This is a genomic window from Micromonospora trifolii (assembly GCF_022229005.1).
GTDB lineage: Bacteria > Actinomycetota > Actinomycetes > Mycobacteriales > Micromonosporaceae > Micromonospora > Micromonospora trifolii.
Map to the genome: position 1 here is coordinate 92,828 of NZ_JAKKFD010000029.1, position 22,180 is coordinate 115,007.

Consider the following 22,180-nt stretch of genomic DNA (forward strand, 5'->3'; position numbering starts at 1 on the left):
CCCCCCGGCCCTGACACCTGGAGTTCACCCACTCATGCGATCTCGCGTGACCCTGGTGCTCGCCATCACGGCGGTCGTGCTCGGCGGCGTCCTACTGGTCCCCACCGCGTACGCCCGTCTCGCCAGCGACGACAGCGGCGGAGGTGGCGGAGCAGGTACGTCGAGCGTTGCCGCTCCCGCGCCCACCCCACCACCGCCGCCCACCCTGGCGGCCGGCCCGGTGTCGGTGAGCTTCCAAGGTGAGTTCTTCTCGTGGGCCCTGCTGGACCGGAAGACGGGCAAGATCTCCGGGTCGCCGAACATGACAGCGACCAGCTCCACCGAATCGATGATCAAGGCGTGGATCGTTTCCGACTACCTGCGACAGCTCGGCGCCAAGGAGCCGTCCGCAGCAATGAAGGAGATGGCTCGACTCGCCATCGTCGACAGCAACGACGGGGCTGCCAACAAGGTCTACGCCGCCGCGGGTGGCTCCTACAAAGCCTCGACCAGCAGCGTCCCCGACCCGGTGATCCAGCGGGCGATCAAGATCTGCGGGCTGACCGACACCAAGCGCGGCAACGTCAAGCCGTACACCGGCTTCTGGAGCTTCACCCGGATGTCCCCCCGCGACGCGGTTCGGGTCGGCGACTGCATCGCCGACGGTAAGGCCGCCGGTCAGAAGTGGACCAAGTGGGTGCTGGACCAGATGAGCAAGGTCAAGGGCACCACCGCGGCCAAGGACCAGCGGCCCTCGTCCGGCGGCGGCCGCTGGGGGATCATCGACGGCCTACCGAAGTCGATCACCGCTCAGGGCCCGGTCAGCATCAAGAACGGCTGGACCCCCATCTACGGCGACGGCGACTGGCACGTCAACTGCCTCGCCGTCACCAGCAAGTGGAGTCTCGCGGTGATGCTGCGCTACCCGATCAGGGCCGGTCTGGACTACGGCGCGAAGGTCTGCGCCAGTGTGGCCACCCAACTGGTCACCCCGCAGCCGGGCGCCGCACTGAAGGTGCCGCAGCAGCCGGTCGGAAAACTCTGATGGCCGGCAACCGTCGGGTCGACCGGCGCAACGGCGGCGAGGCCTCCCCGGTTCGGCTGATCGCCGTCGCGGTCATCCTCATCGGGTTGGTCCTGGTGTCGCTGCGGCTGCTGCCCGGGTCGCCATTCGAGTCGTCCGCGGCGGCCAAGTGGGGTGACGCGGGCTCCAGCGCCAGCGACCGCCCCACCGGCTCCGGCACCGACCGCAGCGCCCGCCAGCCGTCCTCGCCGTCACCGAGCCCCAGCCCGTCACTGGAGCCGCTGCCCTTCGTGGCCAGGAACCTCGATCTGAACATCGAGGGCTGGTACTCCTGGAGCGTCCTCGACCGCCGAACCGGAAAGATCATCGGTTCGAAGAACATGGGCGAGACCAGCACGACCGCCTCGATGATCAAGGCCTGGATCGTCGCCGACTACCTGCGTCGCGCGGCCGACGCCGGCCAGACCCCGAGTGACGCGAAGCTCGCCGACGCGACGCGGATCATCCGGGACAGCGACAACACCCGGGCCGAACAGTTCTACAACCAGGTCGACCGGGACGCCTCGATCAAGCGGCTCATCTCCATGTGCAAGCTGACCGACAGCAGCGTCGCCCCCGACGGCGGCTGGAGCCGGACGGCGCTCTCCCCCCGGGACACCGCCCGGATGGGCAACTGCATCGTCACCGGCACCGCCGCCGGGCCGAAGTGGACCAAGTGGCTGCTCAACGAGATGAAGCAGGTTCGCGGTGCCGGCGACTTCGGCATCCGCAAGGCCTTCCCGGCCAGCGAGCAGAAGACGATCGCCATCAAGAACGGGTGGATCGACCGGACCAGGGAGCAGGAGATGCACATCAACTGCCTGGCCATCGGTGACACCTGGACGATGGGCGTGATGGTCAAGTACCCGATCAACATGGGCTACGACTACGGCATGAAGAACTGCGAGAAGATCACCGAGGCGCTGCTCCGCCCCGGCACCTGAGCCGGTCAGCCGGCGAAGAACTCCGGGCCGCCGTCCGGCAGCGCCGGGGCCTCGCCGATGGCGGCAGCCCGCCGGGCCCACTCGCGGAGCCCGGCGACCTGCCGGTCGCCAAGGGAGAAGTCGAGGGTCCGGAAGTACGTGGCCAGCGTCGCCGCGTCGAAGGTCTCCCAGCGGGCCGCCGCCTCGGCGACCTGATCCAGCTCCGCCAGGCAGAGGTCCCGCGAGCGCAGGAAAGCCTCGTGCACCTCCTTGACCAGGCCCGGGTGGGCGGCGGCGAAGTCGCGGCGGACCGCCCAGACGGCGAAGACCATCGGCAGCCCGGTCCACTCCCGCCACGCCTGCCCGAGGTCGGTGACGGTGAGGCCCTTCTGCGGCGCCTCGTAGTACGCCCGCAGCGCCACGTCGCCGATCAGCACGGCGGCGTCGGCCTCCAGCAGCATCTGGGTCAGATCCGGCGGGCAGCGGAAGTATTCGGGCCGCACGTTGTACTGCTCGGCGAGCAGCAGCTGCGCCAGCATGACCCCGGTCCGCGAGGTCGAGCCGAGCGCCACCCGAGCGCCATCCAGCTCGGCGAGCGGCCGGGTGGAGACCATGTTGACCGAGAGCACCGGCCCGTCGCTGCCCACCGCCAGGTCCGGCAGGAGCAGCAGCTCGTCGGCGTGCTTCAGGTATTCCAACAGCGTGATCGGGCCGATGTCGAGGTCGCCGGCGACCAGCGCCGCGCTCAACCGGTCCGGCGAGTCCTTGTGCAGGTCGACGTCGAGCAGGGCCCCGGAGCGCATCAGACCCCAGTAGATCGGCAGACAGTTCAGGAACTGGATGTGCCCGACCCGCGGGCGTGCGATGCGCTCAGCCATGGCCCGACCGTATCCCCGGCGGTTGGCTCGGGCTCGGCGGGCCGCCCCGGAGTGGCCAAGCCCGCATTTGACGACAGTCGTACCGCGCGGGTCACGACCGGCACGAAGGCCAGCACCACCAGCAGCCCGACCACACCCGCACCGGCGATCAGCGGCCGAGGTGGGACGACAGCGAGCAACGCCCCGCCGATCAGGAAGCCCGCCATCGAGCCACCCTGCACCGCCGCGCCATAACTGGCGTACGCCCGGGCGCGCATCGCCTCCGGCACCCGCCGAGCAGTGAGCAGGTTGGCGAAGACGTTCTCGCCACCATTGGCCGCACCACCCACCAGCCAGAGCGGCACCAACACGCCTGCCGCCGGCACCGACGCCGCCAGCAACACCATCAGGCTGCACACGGCCAGAGTGGCCAGCACCCCACGTACCAACGCGCCGTCGTCGTCGAGCCGCCTGGCGAGTCGTACGGCGAGCCAGGTCCCCGGCAGCATGCCGGCCATCCATGCGGCACTGACCAGGCCGTACGTGGTCGCCGAGCCCCCCAACGTCTCGCGGATGAAGAAGACCTCGATCACGTTGATGCCGCCGATCGCCGCGATCACCACGGCGGTGCTGACCACCATGACGAGCATCAGCGGATCGCGGCGCAGCCGCCAGCTGATCTCCGTACCCCCGGGGGTTGGCACGCCGCCCGAGACGGCCGGGCTGCTCGGGGCGGGTGCCTGACTGGCGGCGGCCTCGTTGCTCACGGCGGCCTCGTTGGCGGCGGGCCGCCGGCCGCCGCGTCGGGTCCGCAGCAGCAGGCCCGCGACCACGAGCGCCAGGTAGGTCGCGGCATCGAGGAGCAGCGGTACGCGGGTGCCGAACTGCCCCACCAACAGGCCGGCCAGCACCGGGCCGCCGAGCGCACCGAGCGAGACGGCCGTCTGACTGATCGCGCTGGCTCGCGGCAGGTCGGCCGGGCGGACCATCGTCGGCAGCAGCGCGGCGAGGCAGGGTTGGGTCACCGCGAGCCCGCAGGCCAGCAGGGTGACGAGCCCGATCACCAGGACTGGTTGCTCGACGACGGCGAGCAGCACGCAGATCGCGGCCTGCGCGAACCCGACGGTCACCAGCAGGGTACGACTGTCCGTCCGGTCGGCGAGTCGGCCCGCGAGTGGGGCGAGCACCACCAGGGGCAGGGTTGCGGCCAGCAGCAGCCCTGACACGGCCAGCCCGCCGGCACCGGCACCCTGAAGGGCCAGCGCCAGCGCTGTCGCGGCGAGGAAGTCGCCGCAGATCGTGGTGCCCCGAGCGGCCGCAACGAGCCAGACGTCCGACCAGCGCGATTCATCAATTGTGAAGGACATGCTTCGAAAATAATCCTTCACAACTGATTCATGCAAGCCTGACTATGCCAACGGCACCGTCCGGTACTGCACAGCGACAGTGCGCGCCCCCGCCGGTGGATCACCTTGGCGCCGCCGCGGGTGATACGGCCGGAGCAGCGCCAGCACCGCCTCGTTCAACTCGGCCAACTCGTCGGCGGTGAGCAGCAACAGGGTGTCGGTGAACAGGGCCTTGTCGTACCACTCGGCCGGCTCGTCCCCGGCGCGCCGCAACCAGTCCCGGGTCCGCTCCATGGCCCGGACCGCATGGGCCTCCACCAGCGCCTGCTCGGCCGCACGCGCCTCAGGCCCGGCATCACGACCCGCCTCGACCAGCACGCTCACACTCGGCACGCGCCACAGCCGCTCACGCGCGTCCCCCCGGCTCGGCGCCTGCTCGACCAGGCCGAACTTCGCCAGCGCGCGCAGGTGGTAACTGGTGGCGCTCGGCGACAGCCCGACGATCTCGGCGCACTCGGTGGCGGTACCACCGCTCGTGCGACTGTTCAGGTACTCCATGATCGCGATTCGGGCCGGATGGGCCATCGCCCGCATCACCTGGGGGTCGCTGATCGTCATCCGGCGCGAATCGGAGCGGGCCTCGGTCATAGGTCCATGATCCCGGCAGGCCCCCCAACCTGCCATCACCCCCGCGTTCCGGCGATCGACTCGGTTTCCTGGAAACCGCGGCGTCGCGCCGGCCTGGACACCGCGACTTCGTGAAAACCGAGTCGATCAAACGCACCTGACCGGGCAACACGCCGTCTCGGATGGGTGGTCGCGTCGGTAATTCGCTGGATGCGTCGGGTAGGGGAGCGTAGGGTTGCAGCCCGCTTGACGGCCGAGGTGAGCTGCACCGGAACGGACGTCTTCGCGCCGGGCGGGCGGCCATCCGCCCCCGGACACGCGAGCGCGCAGCAGATGTGAACGATGGGACGTCAGCATGCCCGCACTTGACCTCGACACCCAGCCTGGCGCCGACCTCGACGCGGACCTGGCCGCCGAACGCGCACACCTCACCACCTCGCGGGCGGCGCTCGGTCGGATGCGGGAGCGGGCCGAGTCTCTCTTCGCCACCGGTGACCAGGTGGCCGGCGACGCGTACGCGGCCGAGACGCTCGGCCGCACCCTGGCCCGCAGGGTCGCCGAACTCGCCGACGACCCGATCACTCCGCTCTTCTTCGGCCGCCTCGACTTCGGCGGCGCCCCGAACACCAGCGCCACCGACAGCGGCACCACGAACGACCCGACCGCACCCGACGGCAGCGGTGATCATTACGGGCGGCGGTATCACGTGGGGCGGCGGCACGTCACCGACGAGCGTGGCGAGCCGTTGGTGCTGGACTGGCGGGCGCCGGTCTCCCGCTCGTTCTACCGGGCCAGTGTGCGGGATCCGCAGGGGGTGGCGGTTCGGCGGCGGTTCGGGTTCAGCAATGGTGTGCTGACCAGCTTCGAGGATGAGCGGCTGGATCGGGGCGAAGAGCTCGGTACCACCAGTCGGATCCTCACCGCCGAGATCGAGCGTCCACGCGTCGGGCCGATGCGGGACATCGTCGCCACGATCCAGCCGGAGCAGGACGAGCTGGTCCGGGCTGACCTCGCCGACTCGATCTGTGTGCAGGGAGCACCGGGCACGGGAAAGACGGCGGTGGGTCTGCACCGGGCCGCGTACCTGCTCTACCTGCATCGGGAGCGGTTGCGGCGGGCGGGTGTGCTGATCGTCGGGCCGAACCGGGCGTTCCTGTCGTACATCGCGGCGGTGCTGCCGGCGCTCGGTGAGGTCGAGGTCGAACAGGCCACGGTGGAGGAGTTGATCTCCCGGGTGGCGGTCCGGGCTGTCGAGGCGCCGGCGGTGGCCGCGCTCAAACACGACGTACGGATGGCGAGCGTGTTGCGGCGCGCTGTGCAGACGCAGATCGGCGCCCCGACCGAGTCGATCACCGTGTCGGACGGTTCGTTCCGCTGGCGCATCGGGGTGGAGCCGCTGCACCGGATCGTCGAGGAGACCCGCCGGGAGGGGCTGCCGTACGGCACGGGTCGGGAACGCGTCCAGGCGCGGGTGGTGAGTCTGCTGCAACGGCAGGCCGAGGCGCGGCGCGCGGAGTCGCCCAGCGATGCCTGGCTGCGTCGGATGAGCCGCTGCCGGCCGGTGCTCGACTTCCTGGACGCGGTCTGGCCGGCGCTCACCCCGGAAGGGCTGGTGCACGGCCTCTTCTCCGGTCCGGACCGGCTCGCCGCCGCGGCGGACGGGCTGCTCAGCGACGCCGAGCAGGCGCAACTCGTCTGGGCCAAACCAGCCCGCACGCCGAAGGCGACCCGTTGGACCGCCGCCGACGCGGTGCTGATCGACGAGGCGACCGGGCTGCTGGAACGGCTTCCCGGGTTCGGGCACGTGGTGGTGGACGAGGCGCAGGACCTCTCCCCGATGCAGTGTCGGGCCATCGCCCGGCGCAGCGAGCACGGCTCGGTCACGCTCCTCGGTGACCTCGCCCAGGGCACCGCGCCGTGGGCGGCGACGGACTGGAAGGAATCCCTCGCCCACCTGGGCAAGCCGGACGCGGTGGTGGTGCCGTTGACAGTCGGTTTCCGGGTGCCCGCCGCAGTCGTCGCATTCGCGAACCTGCTGCTCCCGGTGCTGGCGGTGGACGTACCACCGGCCGAGTCGCTGCGCCACGACGGCGGCTTGGACGTGCGTACGGTGACCGACCTGACCTCGGCGACGGTGGCCGAGGTACGCGCGGCGCTCGCGCACGACGGCTCGGTCGGTGTGATCGCCGCGGACGACGCTGTCGACGGCCTGCGCGCGGCCCTGGCCGAGGCCGGTGTCCAGACCGCGACCGCCGACGACGTGGCGACCGCGGAGCGGGTCACTGTGGTGCCGGCGACGCTGGTCAAGGGCCTTGAGTACGACCACGTGGTGGTGGTCGAGCCGGCCGCGATCGTCGCGGCCGAGCCGCGCGGGCTGCACCGGTTGTACGTGGTGCTTACCCGGGCGGTGTCCCGGCTGGCGGTGCTGCACGTTGCGCCGCTGCCCGCCCCGCTCGTCGGCGGGTCAGCCGGCTGACAGGGCCGCCGCGACCTCCCGCAGCGGGCGGCTGGAGTCGGCGAGCGGCACGTGGAACGACAGCCATGACCCGTCGGCGAAGTCGATCCGCAGCCGCTTCCAGTTCAACCGGTACCTGCCGACCCAGGCGGCGACTGTCGTTCGCGGCACGGACCCGAGCAGTTCGATGTCGGCCTGCGCCCGTTCGTCCGCCGTCGAGCCGGAGAGCAGCCCGACGGGTGCTGTCGCGCCGAACAGCAGCCGCTGGTCGGTGACCCCCAGCACGAGGTTTCGGAGGCCGGGGCCCTTCGCCGCCACGATCAGGGCATGGTGCAGCACGGATGCCGAGGATCCCGGTTCACCTCGACCCCCGACGCCGAAGACGAGCCAGTCGACGGCGTTGTCCGCTCGACCGAAGGTGATGTTCGGTGACAGCACGTTGAGCAGGACACCCAGGAAGCCCGGCCCAGCCGTGACCTGTGGGACCGACGGCTGCGGGGGCGGTGCCGGCGTCAGCCCGCCGCCCGCTCGGACCTGGGCCACCGCGCGCACCTGCTCCCCGGCGGCCAGCAGCCGGGTGATCCCCTCGACGTACCGTGCCCGACTCTCATCGGCAGTCATCGGCGCCCCTCGTGGTCGGTGGGCAAGGACCCTCCCCTGTGGCCTGCGCGGCGGATCAGCCGCCACGACTGACCACCATAGGCACTGCTCGCCGCGATCAGGGGCCTGCCGCAGCCGGTGACGACGGGGTCACTCCCCTGGACTTTGTGCCGTAAAGTAGTTTGCGTGGACCCCGACGATGACTCACCACCCACCGACGCCGCAGCGGCGCTCCGGCTGATCCAGGACCAACGATCGGCGACGGCACGCCGGCTCGATCCCGACGCCCGCCTGGTCTACTGGCCGTGGGGTGTCGCCTGGCTGGTCGGCTTCGGGCTGTTCTTCCTGCGGTTCCCCCCGGGTGACCGGGCGCTGGTCCACCTGCCGAGCTGGCTGCCGCTGACCGTCCTCTTCGTCCTGCTCGCGGCCGCCGGAGCGACCCAGGCGGTGGTCAGCACGCGGGCCTACGGCCAGGTGACCGGCGACTCCGCCCGGCGCGGGCAGTGGTACGGCTACGCCTGGGCCCTCGGTTCGGTCAGCGTCTACGCGGGGCTCGGCCGGATCTCCGAGCACCTGCCGCACGACCTGGCGGCGCTGCTCTGGTCGGCGACCGCCGTCGGGTTGACCGGTGCGCTGCACATGGCCGGCGGGGCGGTCTGGCTCGATCGGGACCTGTTCCGGCTGGGCGTCTGGGTCAGCGTGATCAACCTGATCGGCGCGATCGCCGGGCCGGGCTGGCACGCGCTCGTCGTCGCGGTGGCCGGCGGCGGCGGGATCCTGGTGGTCGGCATGCTCGCCCGGCGGCGACAGCGACAGCGACAGCAGCCGTGACCGAACTGGATCCGGTCATCCACGCACAGGCCCGGCTGCGGGTGATCGCCAGCCTCTCCGCTCTCAACGTCGGCGACAAGATCGCGTTCCCCCGCCTGCAGGAGCTGCTCGCGATGACCGCCGGCAACCTCTCGGTGCACCTGCGCAAGCTTGAGGACGCCGGCTACGTGGAGATCAGCAAGACCCATCGTGGACGCACCCCGGCGACCCTGGTCGGGCTCAGCCGGCGAGGCCGGCTGGCGTTCGAGGAGTACACCGAAGCTATCCGCGCCCTGCTCGACCCCACCCCGTCGAAGGAGCAGTAATGACCCTCGCCCGCGCCGACCAGGCCAGCCGCCGGTACGGCGACGTCCTCGCCCTCGACCGCGTCGACCTGGAAGTGCAGGCCGGTGAGCTGGTCGGCCTGCTCGGGCCGAACGGCGCCGGCAAGAGCACCCTGATGAACCTGCTGGTGGGCCTGCGCCGCCCCAGCTCCGGGCGGGTCGAGCTGTTCGGCCGCGACCCCCGCGACCCGGCGAGCCGGCGGCAGATCGGGGTCACCCCGCAGGAGACCGGCCTACCCGGCACGCTGCGCGTCGGCGAGGTCGTCGACTTCGTCTCCGCGCACTACCCGGACCCGGTGCCCCGGGCGGAGCTGCTCGACCGCTTCGGCCTCGCCGACCTCGTCCGACGGCAGACCGGTGGGCTCTCCGGCGGGCAGCGCCGCCGGTTGGCGGTGGCGTTGGCGTTCGTCGGCCGGCCCCGGTTGGTGCTGCTCGACGAGCCGACCACGGGCCTGGACGTGGCCGCCCGGCACACCCTGTGGGAGGCGATCCGGGCATTCCACGAGGACGGCGGCACCGTGCTGTTGAGCAGCCACTACCTGGAGGAGGTGGAGGCGCTCGCCCACCGGGTGGTGGTCATCGGGCAGGGCCGGGTGCTCGCCGACGACACAGTGGACGCGGTGCGCGGCATCGTGGGCGTACGCCGGGTCAGCCTGGTCGCCGACAACCTGCCCGACCTGCCCGGGGTGGTTCGCACCGAACGGGTCGACGGTCGGCTGCACCTGCTCACCACCGACGCCGACGAGTTGGTCCGAGCGCTGGTCACGGCCCAGACCCCGTTCACCGACCTGGAGGTGCGGCCGACCTCGCTGGAGGAGGCGTTCCTCGCCATCACCAGCGGAGAAGCGCCCGGCGGCGACACCGCCAGCGGGGACACGCCCGCCGGCACCGGCCGACCCACCACCGCCGCTGCCGGCGGCCTACCCACCACCGTCTGAGGAGGCCACCATGCAGCTCGCCCTGGTCCACGCCCGCTACCAACTCCTGGAGATCATCCGGATTCCGGTGGCCGTCTTCGGCAGCGCCTTCTTCCCGGCCGCCGCAATGATCTTCTTCGTGGTGCCCTTCGCCGGTGACGATCCGGTCGGCGCCACCTACGCCACCGCGTCGATGGTCACCTTCTCGGTGATGAGCGCCAACATCTTCCAGTACGGCGTCGGCGTCGCCGAGGACCGCGACCAGCCCTGGAACCCGTACACCCGGACCCTGCCGGCCGGGCCGGCCCCGCGGTTCGCCGGCCGGGTGCTGGCCGGCCTGGCGCTGACCTACCTCTCGCTGATCCCGGTCGTCGTGATCGGCGCGACGCTGACCGCGGCCCAGGTCACCCCGGCGGCGTTCCTGCTGGCCCTCGGCACAGTGGCCGTCATCTCGGTGCCGTTCACGCTGATGGGGCTCGCCATCGGCTACTCGCTGCCGAGCAAAGCCGCGATCGTGGTGGCGCAGGTGCTCTTCCTGCCGCTGGCCTTCGGCGGCGGCCTGCTCTCCGCGCCGGGTGACGCGCCCGGGTTCATCGAGACGATCGCGCCGTACCTGCCCACCCGGGGCGCTGCCGAACTGATGTGGGCGGCGGCGGCCGACTACGACGTGGAGCCGCTGGCAGTGATCATGCTCGGCGTCTGGGTGGTGCTGCTCGCCGCGCTCGCCGGCTGGGCGTACCGGCGGGACGAGGGTCGCCGGTTCAGCTGACGATTCGTCCGTTTCCGCCCCGGGCCGCAGCGGGACGGTGCCAGGATTCCGGCAGGGGGCCGCCGTGGCCGCCCGGGCCGAGAGGGGTCTTGACGTGAGCACCGTCCCGCCGGGTACGCCCTGCTGGGCCGACCTGGCCACCCCGGACCTGACCGACGCGCGGCGCTTCTACCCGGAGCTGTTCGGGTGGACCGGCCAGGTCACCCCGGAGCCCGAGGCGGGCGGCTACACGGTCTTCCTGCTCGACGGTAAGCCGGTGGCCGGCGCCGGCCCGCCCGCGATCCCGGACCAGGTCCCGATCTGGTCGACGTACCTCGCCACCGACGACGCCGAACTGGTCGCCGGCCGGGTCGAACGGGCCGGTGGGCAGGTCGTCGTACCACCGTTCGAGGTCTTCGACAGGGGTTGGATGGCGGTCTTCGCCGACCCGGCCGGCGCCACCTTCAGCGTCTGGCAGCCGCTGGCCATGGCCGGTGCCGAGGTGTTCAACGTGCCGGGCGCGATGAGCTGGAACGAGCTGGTCACCCCCGACCCCGAGGGCGCGAAGGTCTTCTACGAGCTGGTGTTCGGCTGGCAGCCCGACGACCAGGCGGTGGGCGCGATGACGTACACCGGGTGGCGGCTCGGGACGCAGATCGTCGCCGGCATGATGCCGCCGCTGGCCGACGACTTCCCGGCCGACCTGCCCGCGTACTGGACCGTGTACTTCGCGGTGCCCGACGCGGACGCCGCCGCGGCCCGCGCCGCCGAGCTGGGCGGAACGATCCTGGTCCCGCCCCGCGACATCCCGGCGGGCCGCTTCGCCGCCCTGCGCGACCCCCAGGGCGCCCTCTTCTCCGTCATCGACCTGGGCTCCTGACCCAGCGCCTGCGTGCGTCAGGGACGGGTGGGGCGGACGGGCACCACCAACGGGCCGTGAGCGCCGGGGACCACCCGGACGCTGGCCCGGTAGTGGGTGGCGAGCAGCTCCTCGGTCAGCACCTCGGACGGGGTCCCGGCGGCCACCACCCGACCGGCGGCGAGCATCACCATCCGGTCGGCGTACTCACCGGCCAGGGAGAGGTCGTGCATCGTGGCCAGGACGGTCAGGCCATGCTCGCGGCGTAGCTGGTCGACGACTTCGAGCACGTCCTGCTGGTGGCCGATGTCGAGCGCGCTGGTCGGCTCGTCGAGCAGCAGCAGCGTCGCGCCCTGGGCGAGCGCGCGGGCGAGGAACACCCTCTGCCGTTCGCCGCCGGAGAGGGTGGCCAGTTCGCGGCGGTGGAAGCCGGCGAGGTCCAACCGCCCCAGCACCTCGTGCACGGCGTCGACGTCGGCTGTCGACTCCCGGCCCAGGGTCGGGATGTACGGGGTGCGGCCGAGCAGCACGTAGTCCAGCACCGACATGCCGGGCGGCACCACCGGGGACTGTGCCACGGTGGCCACTGTCCGGGCGCGGTCCCGACGGCGCAGCGCGGCACTCGGCGTACCGAAGAGGGTGATCGTCTTCGGCGCGGGCAGCAGGCCGCCGACGGCGCGCAACAGTGTGGATTTGCCGGCGCCGTTCGGGCCGATCACCGTGACCCACTCGCCGACGGCGACGGTGAGGTCGACGCCGGTCAGGATCGGCGTGCCACCGAGGGCGACGTGCAGCCCGCGCACCTCGACGGCCGGCGTGCCGGCGGGTTCGCGGCTCACGTGAGCACTCGCCGCGCGGTCCGCAGCACGAGGACGAAGAACGGGCCGCCCAGCAGGGCGGTCACCACGCCGATCGGCAGCTCGGACGGAGCGGCGACGGTGCGGGCCACCACATCGGTGAGCGCCAGGAACGCGCCGCCGAACAGCAGTGACATCGGCAGGATCACCCGGTAGCTGGACCCGGCGAGCAGCCGGACGGTGTGCGGCACGATGATGCCGACGAAGCCGATCAGCCCGGTCGCGGAGACCGCCGCGGCGGTGCCCAGCGAGGCGGCGGCGATCAGCAGGTAGCGGGTGCGCTGCGGGTGCAGGCCCAGACTCCTCGCCTCGTCGTCGCCGACCGCGAGGACGTCCAGTTCGCGGCGGTGCAGCAGCACGACGACAGTGGTCAACGCGGCGTACGGCAGCACCAGCAGCACGTCGTGCCAACCCGCGGTGGCCAGCCGGCCGAGCAGCCAGGAGTAGACCGGCTGGATGCTGTCGGCGTGTCGTTGCAGGAGGTACGTCTGCCCGGCGGAGAGGAACGCGGAGACCGCCACGCCGGCCAGGATCAGCATCGCCGGTGACCCACGTCGCCCACCGGCCGCGCCGAGCACGTAGGTCATCGTGACGGCGAGCAGCGAACCGGCGAACGCGGCCAGCGGGATGGTCATCGGCAACCCGGAGAGCGTGCCCTGCCGGCCGGCGCCGCCGAGGGCGATCGCCGCGGTGACCGCGAGGCCGGCGCCGGCGGCCACACCGAGCAGGTACGGGTCGGCCAGCGGGTTGCGGAACACGCCCTGGTAGCAACCGCCGGCGAGGGCGAGCAGACCGCCGACGAGCAGGCCCAGCACCACCCGGGGCAGGCGCAGCTCGGTGACGATCGCGATCTCACGCTCGGTCAGCCCGCTGTCCAGGTGCACCCCGGGGAACAGGTTGAGCAGCTCGGCGGCGACGCTGCCCGGGGGCAGGCTCACCGGACCGAGCGACACCCCGACGACGAGCGCGACGAGCACCGCGACCAACCCCGCGACCAACCACCGCAGGCGCAGCCCGGCGGGCCGGGCCCCGGACGGCAGCCCGGCGGGCCGGGCCGGGGTACGTGGCTCGGCCCGTGGGGACGACGGCGGCGTGCCGGCCGGACGACCGGTTGGTGCCGGATCGGACACCTGTCGCGACCCGGTCACCGACGGACGACGGTCACGCGGGCACCTTGGCGACCGCGTCGATGATGACCCGGAGCAGGTCCACGACCCGCGGGCCCCAGCGGGAGGCGATGTCGTCGTCGAGGGCGACGACCTGGTTGTTCTTCACAGCGGTGAGGCCGGCCCAGCCACTGCGTGCCTTGACGGTGTCGGCGTTCTGCTGGCAGCACTTGGCATCGGCCAGGAAGACGAAGTCCGGATCGGCCTTGACGATGAACTCCTGGGACAGCTGCGGGTAGCCGAAGTTCTTGTTGTCCGCGTCGGCCGGGTCGGCGATGTTGGTGAGGCCGGCCTGGCTGTAGAGCGAGCCGATGAAGGTCTTGCTGGTGGCGCTGTACAGCTCCGGGCCCAGCTCGTGGAAGTAGGTGAGCTTCTCGGCGCGCTGCGGCAGGTCCTTGACCAGCTTGGCGATGTCGTCCTTCATCCGGGTGGCGACGTCGGTGGCCTGGTCGGCGTGCCCGGTCAGCGTGCCCAGCTCGGTGATCTGCCGGTACGAGTCGTCGAGCGTGACCGCCGCCGGGGTCTGGTACACCGGAATCTTCAGCTTGCCGAGCTGCTCGACGATCTTGTTGCGGTCGTCGGAGAGCACCACGAGGTCGGGGTTCTTGCCGGCGATCGCCTCGGCGTTCGGCTGGAAGGCCGAGAGGTCGGTCTTGGGCACGTCGGCCGGGTAGTTCGACTGGTCGTCGACGGCGGTGACCTGCGGGCCGGCACCGATCGCGAAGAGCATCTCGGTGGCGGTGGGCGACAGCACGACGATCTTCTCGGGGCGCTTGTCGAGGGTGAGCGCGCCGACGGTGACCGGGTAGGCGGCGGCAGCGGTGCCGGCGCTCGGCTGGTCGTCTGCCTTCTCGGCGCAGGCGCCGAGGGCGAGCGCGGTGACCGCGAGGGTCGCCGCGAAGAGCCGAGAGGTGTGTCTGAACATGGGGGCCTCCTGTCGGTCGAGGAGTGTGGTGCTTCGCCGACAGGGACTTTCGTACGCCCGCCCACGAGGCGCCCTTCCTCGAGAGCGCGTTTCGCGACCGATCCGTAGGCGACCTGGCTCGTCCCCACCGAGTGGTGGGGCATCACAGTTGCGGGACAGCGCCGGGATGAGCACCGGCTTCGCTGCGGACTGGTCGCTAAGACGGTAGCGCACCGCCACGACGTGCCGGATCGATCAAGGGCCGGTCGGCAGCCGTCGATACCTCGGACACCGGCACAGTGCGGGGCGGGGAGGCATATGTCCGGGATCCTGGGGTTTCGGAGCGGGTGGTGGGGCCCCGCCGGGGCGGGACGGGGCCCCACCCGATCAGGAGGACGTGATGGTGACGTTGTCCACAGCCGCCTCTACCAGGCTGGCTCCGGACGCATCCGCCGCCTCGACGAGCACGCGGACCGACTGGCCGGCGTACGGGGTGAGGTTGAGGTTGGCGACCGCCCAACTCCCGTTGCGGTTGCTGGCCGCGCCGGCCTGGGTGAGCAGCGCTGTGGTGCCGCCGTTGTGCACGACGCTCACCCGCAGGTAGTCAGCCGACGAGGCGTTCGAACCGTGCGCCAGGTACCAGGCGAGCGAGAGGGTCAGCGTGCCGGACGACGGCAGGGTCACCGCCGGGGACCGGGCGCTGGTCACGCCGCCGTCGACGTCGTAGTCACCGGCCGCCGAGCCGGCGAGCCGGCCGGTGACCAGATCGTTGGACCCGGCGTACGGGGTGAGCTGCTTGGCTCCGGAGGACGTGGTCGCCTGGGCGGCGCCGCGCTCGAACGCCCCGAGGGTGGCGGTGTCGGTGCCGGCCGGGTTGATGGTCCAGCCGGTGGCGGTCTCGAAGGTGTCCGACCAGACAGTGGTGCCGCCACCGCCGCCGCAGTACTGCGCCTGCTTGCCGATGGCCCGGTACGGGCAGTCGGCGTACTCGCTGAGGATCAGCACCGCCTCCCGGTTGCGCGAGGTCTGCGCCGGGATCACCTCGTCGGGCGGGTAGAAGCCGCCGCCGCCGGACGAGCCCGGGTACATCTCGAAGGTGTACGCCCAGATGTTGTGGGTGGCCCACATCCAGTCGAGGCTGTCTCCGTCGGTGATGTAGAGGTCGCTGGACTGTTCCGGGGTGTAGCCGTTGGTGGCCGCCATCTGCTGACCGATGGTGGCGAAGGTGCTGTACTGGTCCGCGTTCATCCCGGTCGCGGTGTTCGCTGTGGTGTAGCCGTACGGCCAGAGCACCAGCTGCGAGTAGGTGTGGAAGTCGATGTTGGCCTTGATCTGCTGCACGCCGCCGACCACCCGGCCGTTGACGAAGTTGCGCAGCGCCTGCGTCTCGGGCGCGGAGAACGCCGACGGCCCTCGGTAGGTCTCCGACGAGGTGGTGCCGGACGAGCCGCCGCAGCATCCCCAGTTGTAGGACCAGTTGCGGTTCAGGTCGGTGCCGACGTTGGACGAGCCGCTGTTGGGCTGCCGGTTCTTGCGCCAGGACCGGTACGAGCCGGTGGCGATGTCGTACTCGCTGCCGTCCGGGTTGACCGTCGGCACGATCCAGAGCTCCCGGCCGTTGACGATGTTGGTGATCCGGGAGTCGCTGCCGTAGCTGTCGGTGAAGAGGTTGAGCAGGTAGATCGCCATCTCGACGGTCAGGTGCTCACGAGCGTGCTGCTGGGAGTTGAACAGGATCTCCGGCTCGTTCTCGTCGGTGCCGACGTTGTCGGAGATCTTCACAGCCATCAGGTCGCGGCCCTCGTACGACGAACCGATGCTGATCTTGCGGGCGATCGCCGGATGGTCGGCGACGACCTGGTTCACGACGGCGGTCAGTTCCGCGTAGTCGTGGTAGTTCGAGTCGGCCGGCGGGAAGGCCAGCGCGCCGAAGTCGCCGGCGCCGCGCTCGGCGTTGGGTGGCGGGGCGAGCGGTTCCAGCCGGAAGCCGAGCTTGCCGATCGCGGTGGCCTCGGCCGCGGTGGCCGAGATGTGCAGCACGCCGTGTTCGGAGTAGTCGATGGCGGCTCCGGTGCGGGCCACCGCGTTGCGGTCGGCGAGGGTCCGGGGCCCGAGTACCCGGTAGCCAGCGGCGGCGGCCGGCTCGGCGGTGCGGTCCGGTGCCGGTCGGGCGGCGACCGGGCCGGCGGCGACGGTGACGATGCCCAGCCCGGTGACGACAGCGAGCACCAGGACACGGCGGAGGGGGATGGGCGTGCGGAGGGCCATGGACTACCTCCTCGATGGGCGGGAGATCCCGCTCGGTGAAGGACACTTCACCACCTGTCACATGGTCATATCAATATTGATCGCTGCGTTAGCCATCCCAGGCGGATCATCATGGCGGCAATGATTTTCCACCTATCAACATCTGGCGAAACTTCCCTCCAAGCGGAAAACTGACCAGCGACGATGCCCCCTCGACACCGCGGAGCACCCATGGCCAGATCCCGCCTGCGCGCGGCCGCCCTCGCCGGCGTCACCACGCTCACACTGCTCACCAGCGCCACGCCCGCGCTGGCGGCCCACCCGCCCGCACCCGCCCACGACGAGCAGATCACCTACCAGGACTGGTCCGGGCCCGCCGACTGGCACCGGGGCAGCCGGGCCGGCACCCGCGTCGTGCCCGGCGCCCGAGCGGGCGTCACCCTGGCCCGCCCGGCCGGCACCATCGAGTACGCGGACCCGCACACCGGCGCCACCCGCACCTGGGAGTACGGCACCTGGACCTCACCGGTGACCCGTGTCGGGTTCGACGCCACCGAGCTGATCGCCTCGTGGAACGCGGAGACCCCCGCCGGCACCTGGATCCAGGTGGAGATGCAGGGCAGCTACACCAGCGGCGACCAGACCCCGTGGTACGTCCTGGGTCGCTGGGCGTCCGGCGACACCGACATCAAGCGGACCAGCGTCGACCGGCAGGGCGACCCCTGGTCGACGATCTGGACCGACACCTTCAGCATCGACGACGCCGCCGCCGGGGTGCTGCTGCGGTCGTACCAGCTCAAGCTGACCCTCTATCGCGCACCCGGGCAGAGCGCCGCCCCGGTGGTCCGGATGTTGGGCGCGATGAGTTCCACAGTGCCGGACCGGTTCACAGTGCCCCCGAGCGCCGGGCACATCGCCTGGGGCCGGGAGCTGCCGGTGCCGCGCTACTCGCAGAACGTGCACTCCGGGCACTACCCCGAGTACGACGGCGGCGGCGAGGCGTGGTGCTCACCAACCTCGACGGAGATGGTGGTCGAGTACTGGGGTCGCAAACCGTCGGCGGCCGACACCTCCTGGGTGGACCCGACCTACCCCGACCCGACGGTCAACCACGCCGCCCGGATGACCTACGACTACGCGTACGACGGCGCGGGCAACTGGCCGTTCAACACCGCGTACGCGGCCAGTTTCCCCGGGCTGGAGGGCCGGGTGACCCGGCTGCACTCGCTGGACGAGCTGGAGCGTTTCATCGCCGCCGGGATCCCCGTCGTAACCAGCCAGTCCTTCCTCGCCAGTGAGCTGGACGGGGCGAACTACGGCACCTCCGGGCACCTGTTCGTGGTGGTCGGCTTCACCGCCGACGGCGACGTGATCGTCAACGACCCGGCCTCGTCCAGCAACGACGTGGTGCGCAACGTCTACAAGCGTGCGCAGTTCGAGCAGATCTGGCTGCGGACCAAGCGCACCAACGCCAGCGGCGGCGTGTCCGGCGGCTCAGGCGGCATCGCGTACCTGATCAAGCCCACCACAAAGCCCTGGCCCAAGGTCCCCGGCTCCACCAACTGGTAACCCCAACCCCCGCGTCAGCACAGGTTGATCAAGAGGTTTGCGTCACCGGAGGTTGTCCTGGTGACGCAAACCTCTTGATCAACGCTGGGAGTCGGGGGCCTGGGTGGGGTCGGTGGGGGTCTCGTCTTCGCCGGCCAGGGCGGAGCGGAGGCGTTCCTTCTCGGTGCGGCGGCGCTCAGCTGCTTCGGCGATCTCCCCGGCCATCTCGTCCCGCCAACCACGCAGCAGGAAGAAGGAGAGCGCGGCGGAGAACACCAACGCCAGCATCAGCTTCAGAAACACGTTCATGTCGACCAGCCAGAGGCCGGCCAGCACGGCGACGAACAGCCCGATCCGGCCCAGCGTGTACTTGAGCGCGGCGCTCACCTGCACCACTCCGTTCTCTCCGTCGCCAGCCACTGCCGGCGGAAGGGTCGAGCCGCCCGACGGGCGGTCGTGCTCAGCCGGTCCGGCGAGCCAGCCAGCGGACACCCGGGAACCAGAGGGCCGCGTACGCCACTGTGAACGCCCCCGCCGCCAACGCGCCGGAGAGCAGCGGCGGCAACCCCGCGCCCAGACCGGCGATCAGCAGCCCGGCGAACACCCCGACGGCAGCGGCGACAACAGCCGCCACCACCCGTGCCGCGCCGAACTCCCAGGCCCGGAAGTCGTCCCAGAACAGCCAGGCCGGCAGGATCACCGCCAGCCAACCGTTCGTGTGCCCGAAGTCGCCGGCGCCGATCGAGGCGAAAGCCCACTCGAACAGCACCAACGCGAGCACGCCGATGACCAGCCCGGCAAGGCACACCCCGAGCAGATCGCCCAGGGTACGGATGCGGCCCTCGGCGTCCCGGCGGGGAAACCCGCTCTGCTGCTCAGGTCCTCGTTGCTCGGTCATCGACTGCGAGGGTACGTGGTGGCTCAGGCCCAGACCTGCTGCGGCTCGGCGCGCCGCTCGGCCAGCGACGGGGCCTTGTCGTACTCCCGGACCACGTTGTAGCGGGTGTCCCGCTCGACGGGCTGGAAGCCGGCGTCCCAGATCAGGTGCAGCAGGTCGTCCCGGTGCATGGTGTTCGGGGTGCCGTACGAGTCGGCATCGTGGGTGATCTTGTATTCGACGACGGAGCCGTCCAGGTCGTCCACGCCGAAGTTCAGCGAGAGCTGAGCCACCGACAGCCCGTGCATCACCCAGAAGTTCTTCAGGTGCGGCACGTTGTCGAAGAGCAGCCGGGAGACGGCGAACGTCTTCAGCGACTCGGCCGGCGAGGCCATCGTGGTACGCGCCTGGATCCGGTTACGGATCTTGCCGTCCGCCGAGTCGACGAAGTCGTGCTGGTAGCGCAGCGGGATGAAGACCGCGAAGCCGCCGGTCTCGTCCTGCAACTCGCGCAGCCGCAGCACGTGGTCGACGCGGTGCCGGGGCTCCTCGATGTGGCCGTACAGCATCGTCGCCGGGGTCTTCATGCCCTTGCTGTGCGCCAGGGCGTGGATGCGCGACCAGTCTTCCCAGTGGCAGGCGTGGTCGACGATGTGCTGCCGGACCTCCCAGTCGAAGATCTCCGCGCCACCACCGGTCAGCGACTCCAGGCCGGCGTCCATCAGTTCGTCGAGGATCTCGTCGGCGCTCAGGCCGCTGATCTTCTCGAACCACTGCACCTCGGTCGCCGTGAAGCACTTGAGCTTGACGTTCGGCAGCGCCGCCTTCAGCTCGCGCAGGACCTTCGGGTAGTAACGCCAGGGCAGCGTCGGGTGCAGGCCGTTGACGATGTGCAACTCGGTGAGCTGCTCGTCCTCCATCTCCTTGGCCTTGCGGACCGCCTCGTCGATGCGCATCGTGTACGCGTCCTTCTCGCCCGGCTTGCGCTGGAACGAGCAGTACGCACACGACGCCGAACAGACGTTCGTCAGGTTGAGGTGCCGGTTGACGTTGAACATCACCCGGTCGCCGTTCAGCTCGGTGCGCTTGTGGTGCGCCAGCCGCCCCAGCCAGGTCAGGTCGTCGCTCTCGTAGAGGGCGACCCCGTCCTCCCGGGTCAGCCGCTCACCGGCGTACACCTTCGCTTCGAGCTCACGCTTGAGTCCGGCGTCCATGGCACGTCCCTTCCACCTGCGGTCCGGATCGAGCGTACGTCGCGGCGCCGAGGGGCCCGGCGGCACGGTCGCCGGCAGCGACCCACTTCACCAGACTCTCAGCCTCCCGTAACCCGCCAACGCATCGACATGAGTGGCGAGGTGCGGTAGTAACAAGGTGGGGCGGAACACACACACTGGTACCGTCCCGGCGGTCGCGCCCACCGAGCGCGGCGACGAGTGGTTGGACGGGGAGCGGCATGGTCTACAGCGGGCGCGGGCGACGGCAGCGACGACGGAGCCCGGTGATCTCGCCGGTCCTGCGTCCGAAGCTCTGGGCCGCCCTGCTCGGCGCGATCGCCGCAGCCGTGCTCGCCACTCCCGCGTACGCGGAGCCCGGCGTGCCGACCACAGCGCCGGACACCGGCTCGCGCCCTGCGGTCACCGGCTCGCTTCAGCTGCCCGGCGGCGCACCGGTCGCCGGCGTGCCCGTCCCGCCGGTGGTCAACGTCGGCAACGGCCCACTGGCCACCGCGATCTCCGCCGGCGAGGTCCAGGTCGGCGCGCTCGGCGAGGCGTTGCTGGTGAGCCGACAGAAACGCGTCGACGCGCAGGCGCAGCTCGACACGGCCGGCAAGGCGCTGGCGACAGCGCAGGACGCCCTGCTCCGGGCCCAGCAGACGGCCGACACCGCCGCCGCCGAGGCCGTCAAGGAAGCCGCCGCGCTGCCGCCGGGCGACTTCGCCGAGGACATCCGTGGGCTCAGCCGCCTCCAGGCGATCACCCGTGGCGAGAAGGTCGACGGCGGCACCACAGGGGTGGCCGGGGAGCTGTCCCGGGCCCGCGCCGGCGAGCAGGCCGCCTACCAGAAGCACGCCGAGGCCAAGGTTCTGCTCACCGCCGCCGAGACGGAGTTCACCACCGGTCAGACGGCGCTCCGCACCGCCGAGGCGAGCCTGCTCAAGCTGCGCCGGGACAACGCCGCCGCGCTGATCGAGATCGAACGTCAGCAGGAAGCCACCGAGCAGCAGATCGGCGCCGGCTACGTCTCCAACCAGAGCATCAGCGGCATGGCCGCGCACCCCCGGGCACTGGCCGCGGTCCGGTACGCGCTCGCCCAGCTCGGCGACCCGTACAAGTGGTCCGAGGAGGGGCCGAACCAGTTCGACTGCTCCGGCCTGATGTGGGCGGCGTACCGGTCCCCCGGCGCCGACTACTTCGACCTGCCCCGGGTTTCCCGCGACCAGTACGCCGCCACCCGGGGCCGTACCGTCCCGCAGAGCGCGCTGCTCCCCGGCGACCTGCTCTTCTTCGCGTCGGGCAGCAGCTGGACGACGATCCACCACGTCGGCATGTACATCGGCAACGGCAAGATGGTGCAGGCGCCCACCACTGGCGACGTCGTCAAGATCTCGGTCGTCCGCTGGTCCCGGCTGTACGCGGCCACCCGGGTGATCGGCGCGGTGCCGGCACCGGTCGTGACCAACCCGACCCCGCCCGTCTCGACTCCGAAGCCGACGCCCACCCCGTCGCCCACGAAGACCACAAAGCCGACGCCGACGCCGTCGCCCACGAAGACCACCAAGCCGACGCCCACGCCGACGCCCACGACGCCGACGCCGACGCCGACTCTGACGACCACCCCGACGCCCACCCCGACCGGCAGCACCACGCCGACGCCGTCGAAGACCCCGAGCAACACTCCGACGGCCCGGCCCTCGGCACCGACCAACGCGCCGACCAGCTCGTCTCCGGCGACCACGCCGAAGGCCAGCACGAGCGCGACGGGCAGTGGCAGCGCGACGGGCAGCCCCAGCGCCACGGGCTGATCCGCCACGACCCGCTCCGGCTGTCCGCTCG

General features: G+C 71.3%; 21 protein-coding genes. 10 read left to right on the forward strand and 11 right to left on the reverse strand.

Going from position 1 to position 22,180, the window contains the following annotated elements:
• The first annotated feature begins 34 nt into the window (after window positions 1-34).
• Complete coding sequence (locus NIE79_RS19455) at window positions 35-1,024, forward strand: hypothetical protein (protein ID WP_238679907.1); 990 nt, start codon at window positions 35-37, stop codon at window positions 1,022-1,024.
• Window positions 1,024-1,986, forward strand: a complete 963-nt coding sequence (locus NIE79_RS19460; protein WP_238679908.1) for a serine hydrolase — start codon at window positions 1,024-1,026, stop codon at window positions 1,984-1,986. The genes NIE79_RS19455 and NIE79_RS19460 overlap by 1 nt, the downstream gene beginning before the upstream one ends.
• Before the next feature lie 5 nt (window positions 1,987-1,991).
• Here the strand turns inward: NIE79_RS19460 and NIE79_RS19465 are convergent, their stop codons facing one another.
• The 3 genes from NIE79_RS19465 to NIE79_RS19475 are packed head-to-tail and all read right to left on the reverse strand — an operon-like array spanning window position 1,992 to window position 4,816.
• Window positions 1,992-2,843 (reverse strand): menaquinone biosynthetic enzyme MqnA/MqnD family protein, encoded by an 852-nt coding sequence (locus NIE79_RS19465; RefSeq protein WP_238679909.1) that lies wholly within the window; start codon window positions 2,841-2,843, stop codon window positions 1,992-1,994.
• Window positions 2,795-4,189 (reverse strand): MFS transporter, encoded by a 1,395-nt coding sequence (locus NIE79_RS19470; RefSeq protein WP_238679910.1) that lies wholly within the window; start codon window positions 4,187-4,189, stop codon window positions 2,795-2,797. Before NIE79_RS19470 ends, NIE79_RS19465 begins: the two co-directional genes overlap by 49 nt.
• A 42-nt stretch (window positions 4,190-4,231) precedes the next feature.
• Window positions 4,232-4,816, reverse strand: a complete 585-nt coding sequence (locus NIE79_RS19475) for a winged helix-turn-helix domain-containing protein (protein ID WP_238679911.1) — start codon at window positions 4,814-4,816, stop codon at window positions 4,232-4,234.
• 334 nt (window positions 4,817-5,150) lie between these two features.
• Here NIE79_RS19475 and NIE79_RS19480 point away from each other — a divergent pair, with 334 nt between their 5' ends.
• Window positions 5,151-7,271 carry a HelD family protein gene (locus NIE79_RS19480; protein ID WP_238679912.1) on the forward strand — a complete coding sequence of 707 codons (2,121 nt, stop codon included), beginning with the start codon at window positions 5,151-5,153 and terminating at the stop codon, window positions 7,269-7,271.
• Here the strand turns inward: NIE79_RS19480 and NIE79_RS19485 are convergent.
• Window positions 7,260-7,871, reverse strand: a complete 612-nt coding sequence (locus tag NIE79_RS19485) for a hypothetical protein (RefSeq protein ID WP_238679913.1) — start codon at window positions 7,869-7,871, stop codon at window positions 7,260-7,262. The genes NIE79_RS19480 and NIE79_RS19485 overlap by 12 nt on opposite strands.
• A gap of 165 nt (window positions 7,872-8,036) precedes the next feature.
• On the opposite strand from NIE79_RS19485, the gene NIE79_RS19490 reads away from it, so the two are divergent.
• The 5 genes from NIE79_RS19490 to NIE79_RS19510 all read left to right on the forward strand — a co-directional run bounded on the left by NIE79_RS19490 (window position 8,037) and on the right by NIE79_RS19510 (window position 11,549).
• Window positions 8,037-8,681, forward strand: a complete 645-nt coding sequence (locus NIE79_RS19490; RefSeq protein WP_238679914.1) for a transporter — start codon at window positions 8,037-8,039, stop codon at window positions 8,679-8,681.
• On the forward strand, window positions 8,678-8,986 hold the full coding sequence (locus tag NIE79_RS19495; RefSeq protein WP_238679915.1) for a transcriptional regulator: 309 nt from the start codon (window positions 8,678-8,680) through the stop codon (window positions 8,984-8,986). The genes NIE79_RS19490 and NIE79_RS19495 overlap by 4 nt, the downstream gene beginning before the upstream one ends.
• Window positions 8,986-9,942 (forward strand): ABC transporter ATP-binding protein, encoded by a 957-nt coding sequence (locus NIE79_RS19500; RefSeq protein ID WP_238679916.1) that lies wholly within the window; start codon window positions 8,986-8,988, stop codon window positions 9,940-9,942. Before NIE79_RS19495 ends, NIE79_RS19500 begins: the two co-directional genes overlap by 1 nt.
• A 10-nt stretch (window positions 9,943-9,952) precedes the next feature.
• Entirely contained in the window at window positions 9,953-10,690 is a 738-nt protein-coding gene (locus NIE79_RS19505) for an ABC transporter permease (protein ID WP_238679917.1), read from the forward strand.
• A gap of 94 nt (window positions 10,691-10,784) precedes the next feature.
• On the forward strand, window positions 10,785-11,549 hold the full coding sequence (locus NIE79_RS19510) for a VOC family protein (protein WP_238679918.1): 765 nt from the start codon (window positions 10,785-10,787) through the stop codon (window positions 11,547-11,549).
• A 17-nt stretch (window positions 11,550-11,566) separates the two neighbouring features.
• On the opposite strand, the gene NIE79_RS19515 is transcribed toward NIE79_RS19510, so the two are convergent.
• The 4 genes from NIE79_RS19515 to NIE79_RS19530 all read right to left on the reverse strand — a co-directional run bounded on the left by NIE79_RS19515 (window position 11,567) and on the right by NIE79_RS19530 (window position 16,723).
• Window positions 11,567-12,367 (reverse strand): ABC transporter ATP-binding protein, encoded by an 801-nt coding sequence (locus tag NIE79_RS19515; RefSeq protein WP_238679919.1) that lies wholly within the window; start codon window positions 12,365-12,367, stop codon window positions 11,567-11,569.
• Window positions 12,364-13,425, reverse strand: a complete 1,062-nt coding sequence (locus NIE79_RS19520; RefSeq protein WP_238679932.1) for a FecCD family ABC transporter permease — start codon at window positions 13,423-13,425, stop codon at window positions 12,364-12,366. The genes NIE79_RS19515 and NIE79_RS19520 overlap by 4 nt, the downstream gene beginning before the upstream one ends.
• A 121-nt stretch (window positions 13,426-13,546) precedes the next feature.
• Window positions 13,547-14,476: an ABC transporter substrate-binding protein gene (locus tag NIE79_RS19525; RefSeq protein WP_238679920.1), complete on the reverse strand. Its 930-nt coding sequence runs from the start codon at window positions 14,474-14,476 to the stop codon at window positions 13,547-13,549.
• Window positions 14,477-14,842: 366 nt separating this feature from the next.
• Complete coding sequence (locus tag NIE79_RS19530) at window positions 14,843-16,723, reverse strand: M14 family metallopeptidase (RefSeq protein WP_238679921.1); 1,881 nt, start codon at window positions 16,721-16,723, stop codon at window positions 14,843-14,845.
• 210 nt (window positions 16,724-16,933) lie between these two features.
• On the opposite strand from NIE79_RS19530, the gene NIE79_RS19535 reads away from it, so the two are divergent.
• Entirely contained in the window at window positions 16,934-18,271 is a 1,338-nt protein-coding gene (locus NIE79_RS19535; RefSeq protein WP_238679922.1) for a C39 family peptidase, read from the forward strand.
• A gap of 78 nt (window positions 18,272-18,349) precedes the next feature.
• Here NIE79_RS19535 and NIE79_RS19540 read toward each other — a convergent pair whose 3' ends face one another.
• From NIE79_RS19540 to mqnE, 3 genes are all read right to left on the reverse strand, one after another.
• Complete coding sequence (locus tag NIE79_RS19540; protein ID WP_238679933.1) at window positions 18,350-18,637, reverse strand: DUF4229 domain-containing protein; 288 nt, start codon at window positions 18,635-18,637, stop codon at window positions 18,350-18,352.
• A 73-nt stretch (window positions 18,638-18,710) separates the two neighbouring features.
• The gene (locus NIE79_RS19545) at window positions 18,711-19,148 is read right to left on the reverse strand and encodes a hypothetical protein (protein ID WP_238679923.1); all 438 of its coding nucleotides are present in this window, start codon (window positions 19,146-19,148) and stop codon (window positions 18,711-18,713) included.
• A gap of 23 nt (window positions 19,149-19,171) precedes the next feature.
• Window positions 19,172-20,341, reverse strand: coding sequence for an aminofutalosine synthase MqnE (mqnE, locus tag NIE79_RS19550; protein ID WP_124815231.1), 1,170 nt, complete (start codon window positions 20,339-20,341; stop codon window positions 19,172-19,174).
• Between the two features lie 239 nt (window positions 20,342-20,580).
• Between mqnE and NIE79_RS19555 the strand changes: the two genes are divergently transcribed.
• Entirely contained in the window at window positions 20,581-22,149 is a 1,569-nt protein-coding gene (locus tag NIE79_RS19555) for a C40 family peptidase (protein WP_238679924.1), read from the forward strand.
• Window positions 22,150-22,180: the final 31 nt, after the last annotated feature.

Coding starts and splice junctions, on each gene's coding strand:
- NIE79_RS19545 (WP_238679923.1), bottom strand. CDS start 19,148: ATGACCGAGCAACGAGGACCTGAGCAGCAGAGCGGGTTTCCCCGCCGG.
- NIE79_RS19525 (WP_238679920.1), bottom strand. CDS start 14,476: ATGTTCAGACACACCTCTCGGCTCTTCGCGGCGACCCTCGCGGTCACC.
- NIE79_RS19555 (WP_238679924.1), top strand. CDS start 20,581: ATGGTCTACAGCGGGCGCGGGCGACGGCAGCGACGACGGAGCCCGGTG.
- NIE79_RS19530 (WP_238679921.1), bottom strand. CDS start 16,723: ATGGCCCTCCGCACGCCCATCCCCCTCCGCCGTGTCCTGGTGCTCGCT.
- NIE79_RS19460 (WP_238679908.1), top strand. CDS start 1,024: ATGGCCGGCAACCGTCGGGTCGACCGGCGCAACGGCGGCGAGGCCTCC.
- NIE79_RS19505 (WP_238679917.1), top strand. CDS start 9,953: ATGCAGCTCGCCCTGGTCCACGCCCGCTACCAACTCCTGGAGATCATC.
- NIE79_RS19500 (WP_238679916.1), top strand. CDS start 8,986: ATGACCCTCGCCCGCGCCGACCAGGCCAGCCGCCGGTACGGCGACGTC.
- NIE79_RS19480 (WP_238679912.1), top strand. CDS start 5,151: ATGCCCGCACTTGACCTCGACACCCAGCCTGGCGCCGACCTCGACGCG.
- NIE79_RS19470 (WP_238679910.1), bottom strand. CDS start 4,189: ATGTCCTTCACAATTGATGAATCGCGCTGGTCGGACGTCTGGCTCGTT.
- NIE79_RS19535 (WP_238679922.1), top strand. CDS start 16,934: ATGGCCAGATCCCGCCTGCGCGCGGCCGCCCTCGCCGGCGTCACCACG.
- mqnE (WP_124815231.1), bottom strand. CDS start 20,341: ATGGACGCCGGACTCAAGCGTGAGCTCGAAGCGAAGGTGTACGCCGGT.
- NIE79_RS19465 (WP_238679909.1), bottom strand. CDS start 2,843: ATGGCTGAGCGCATCGCACGCCCGCGGGTCGGGCACATCCAGTTCCTG.
- NIE79_RS19455 (WP_238679907.1), top strand. CDS start 35: ATGCGATCTCGCGTGACCCTGGTGCTCGCCATCACGGCGGTCGTGCTC.
- NIE79_RS19475 (WP_238679911.1), bottom strand. CDS start 4,816: ATGACCGAGGCCCGCTCCGATTCGCGCCGGATGACGATCAGCGACCCC.
- NIE79_RS19485 (WP_238679913.1), bottom strand. CDS start 7,871: ATGACTGCCGATGAGAGTCGGGCACGGTACGTCGAGGGGATCACCCGG.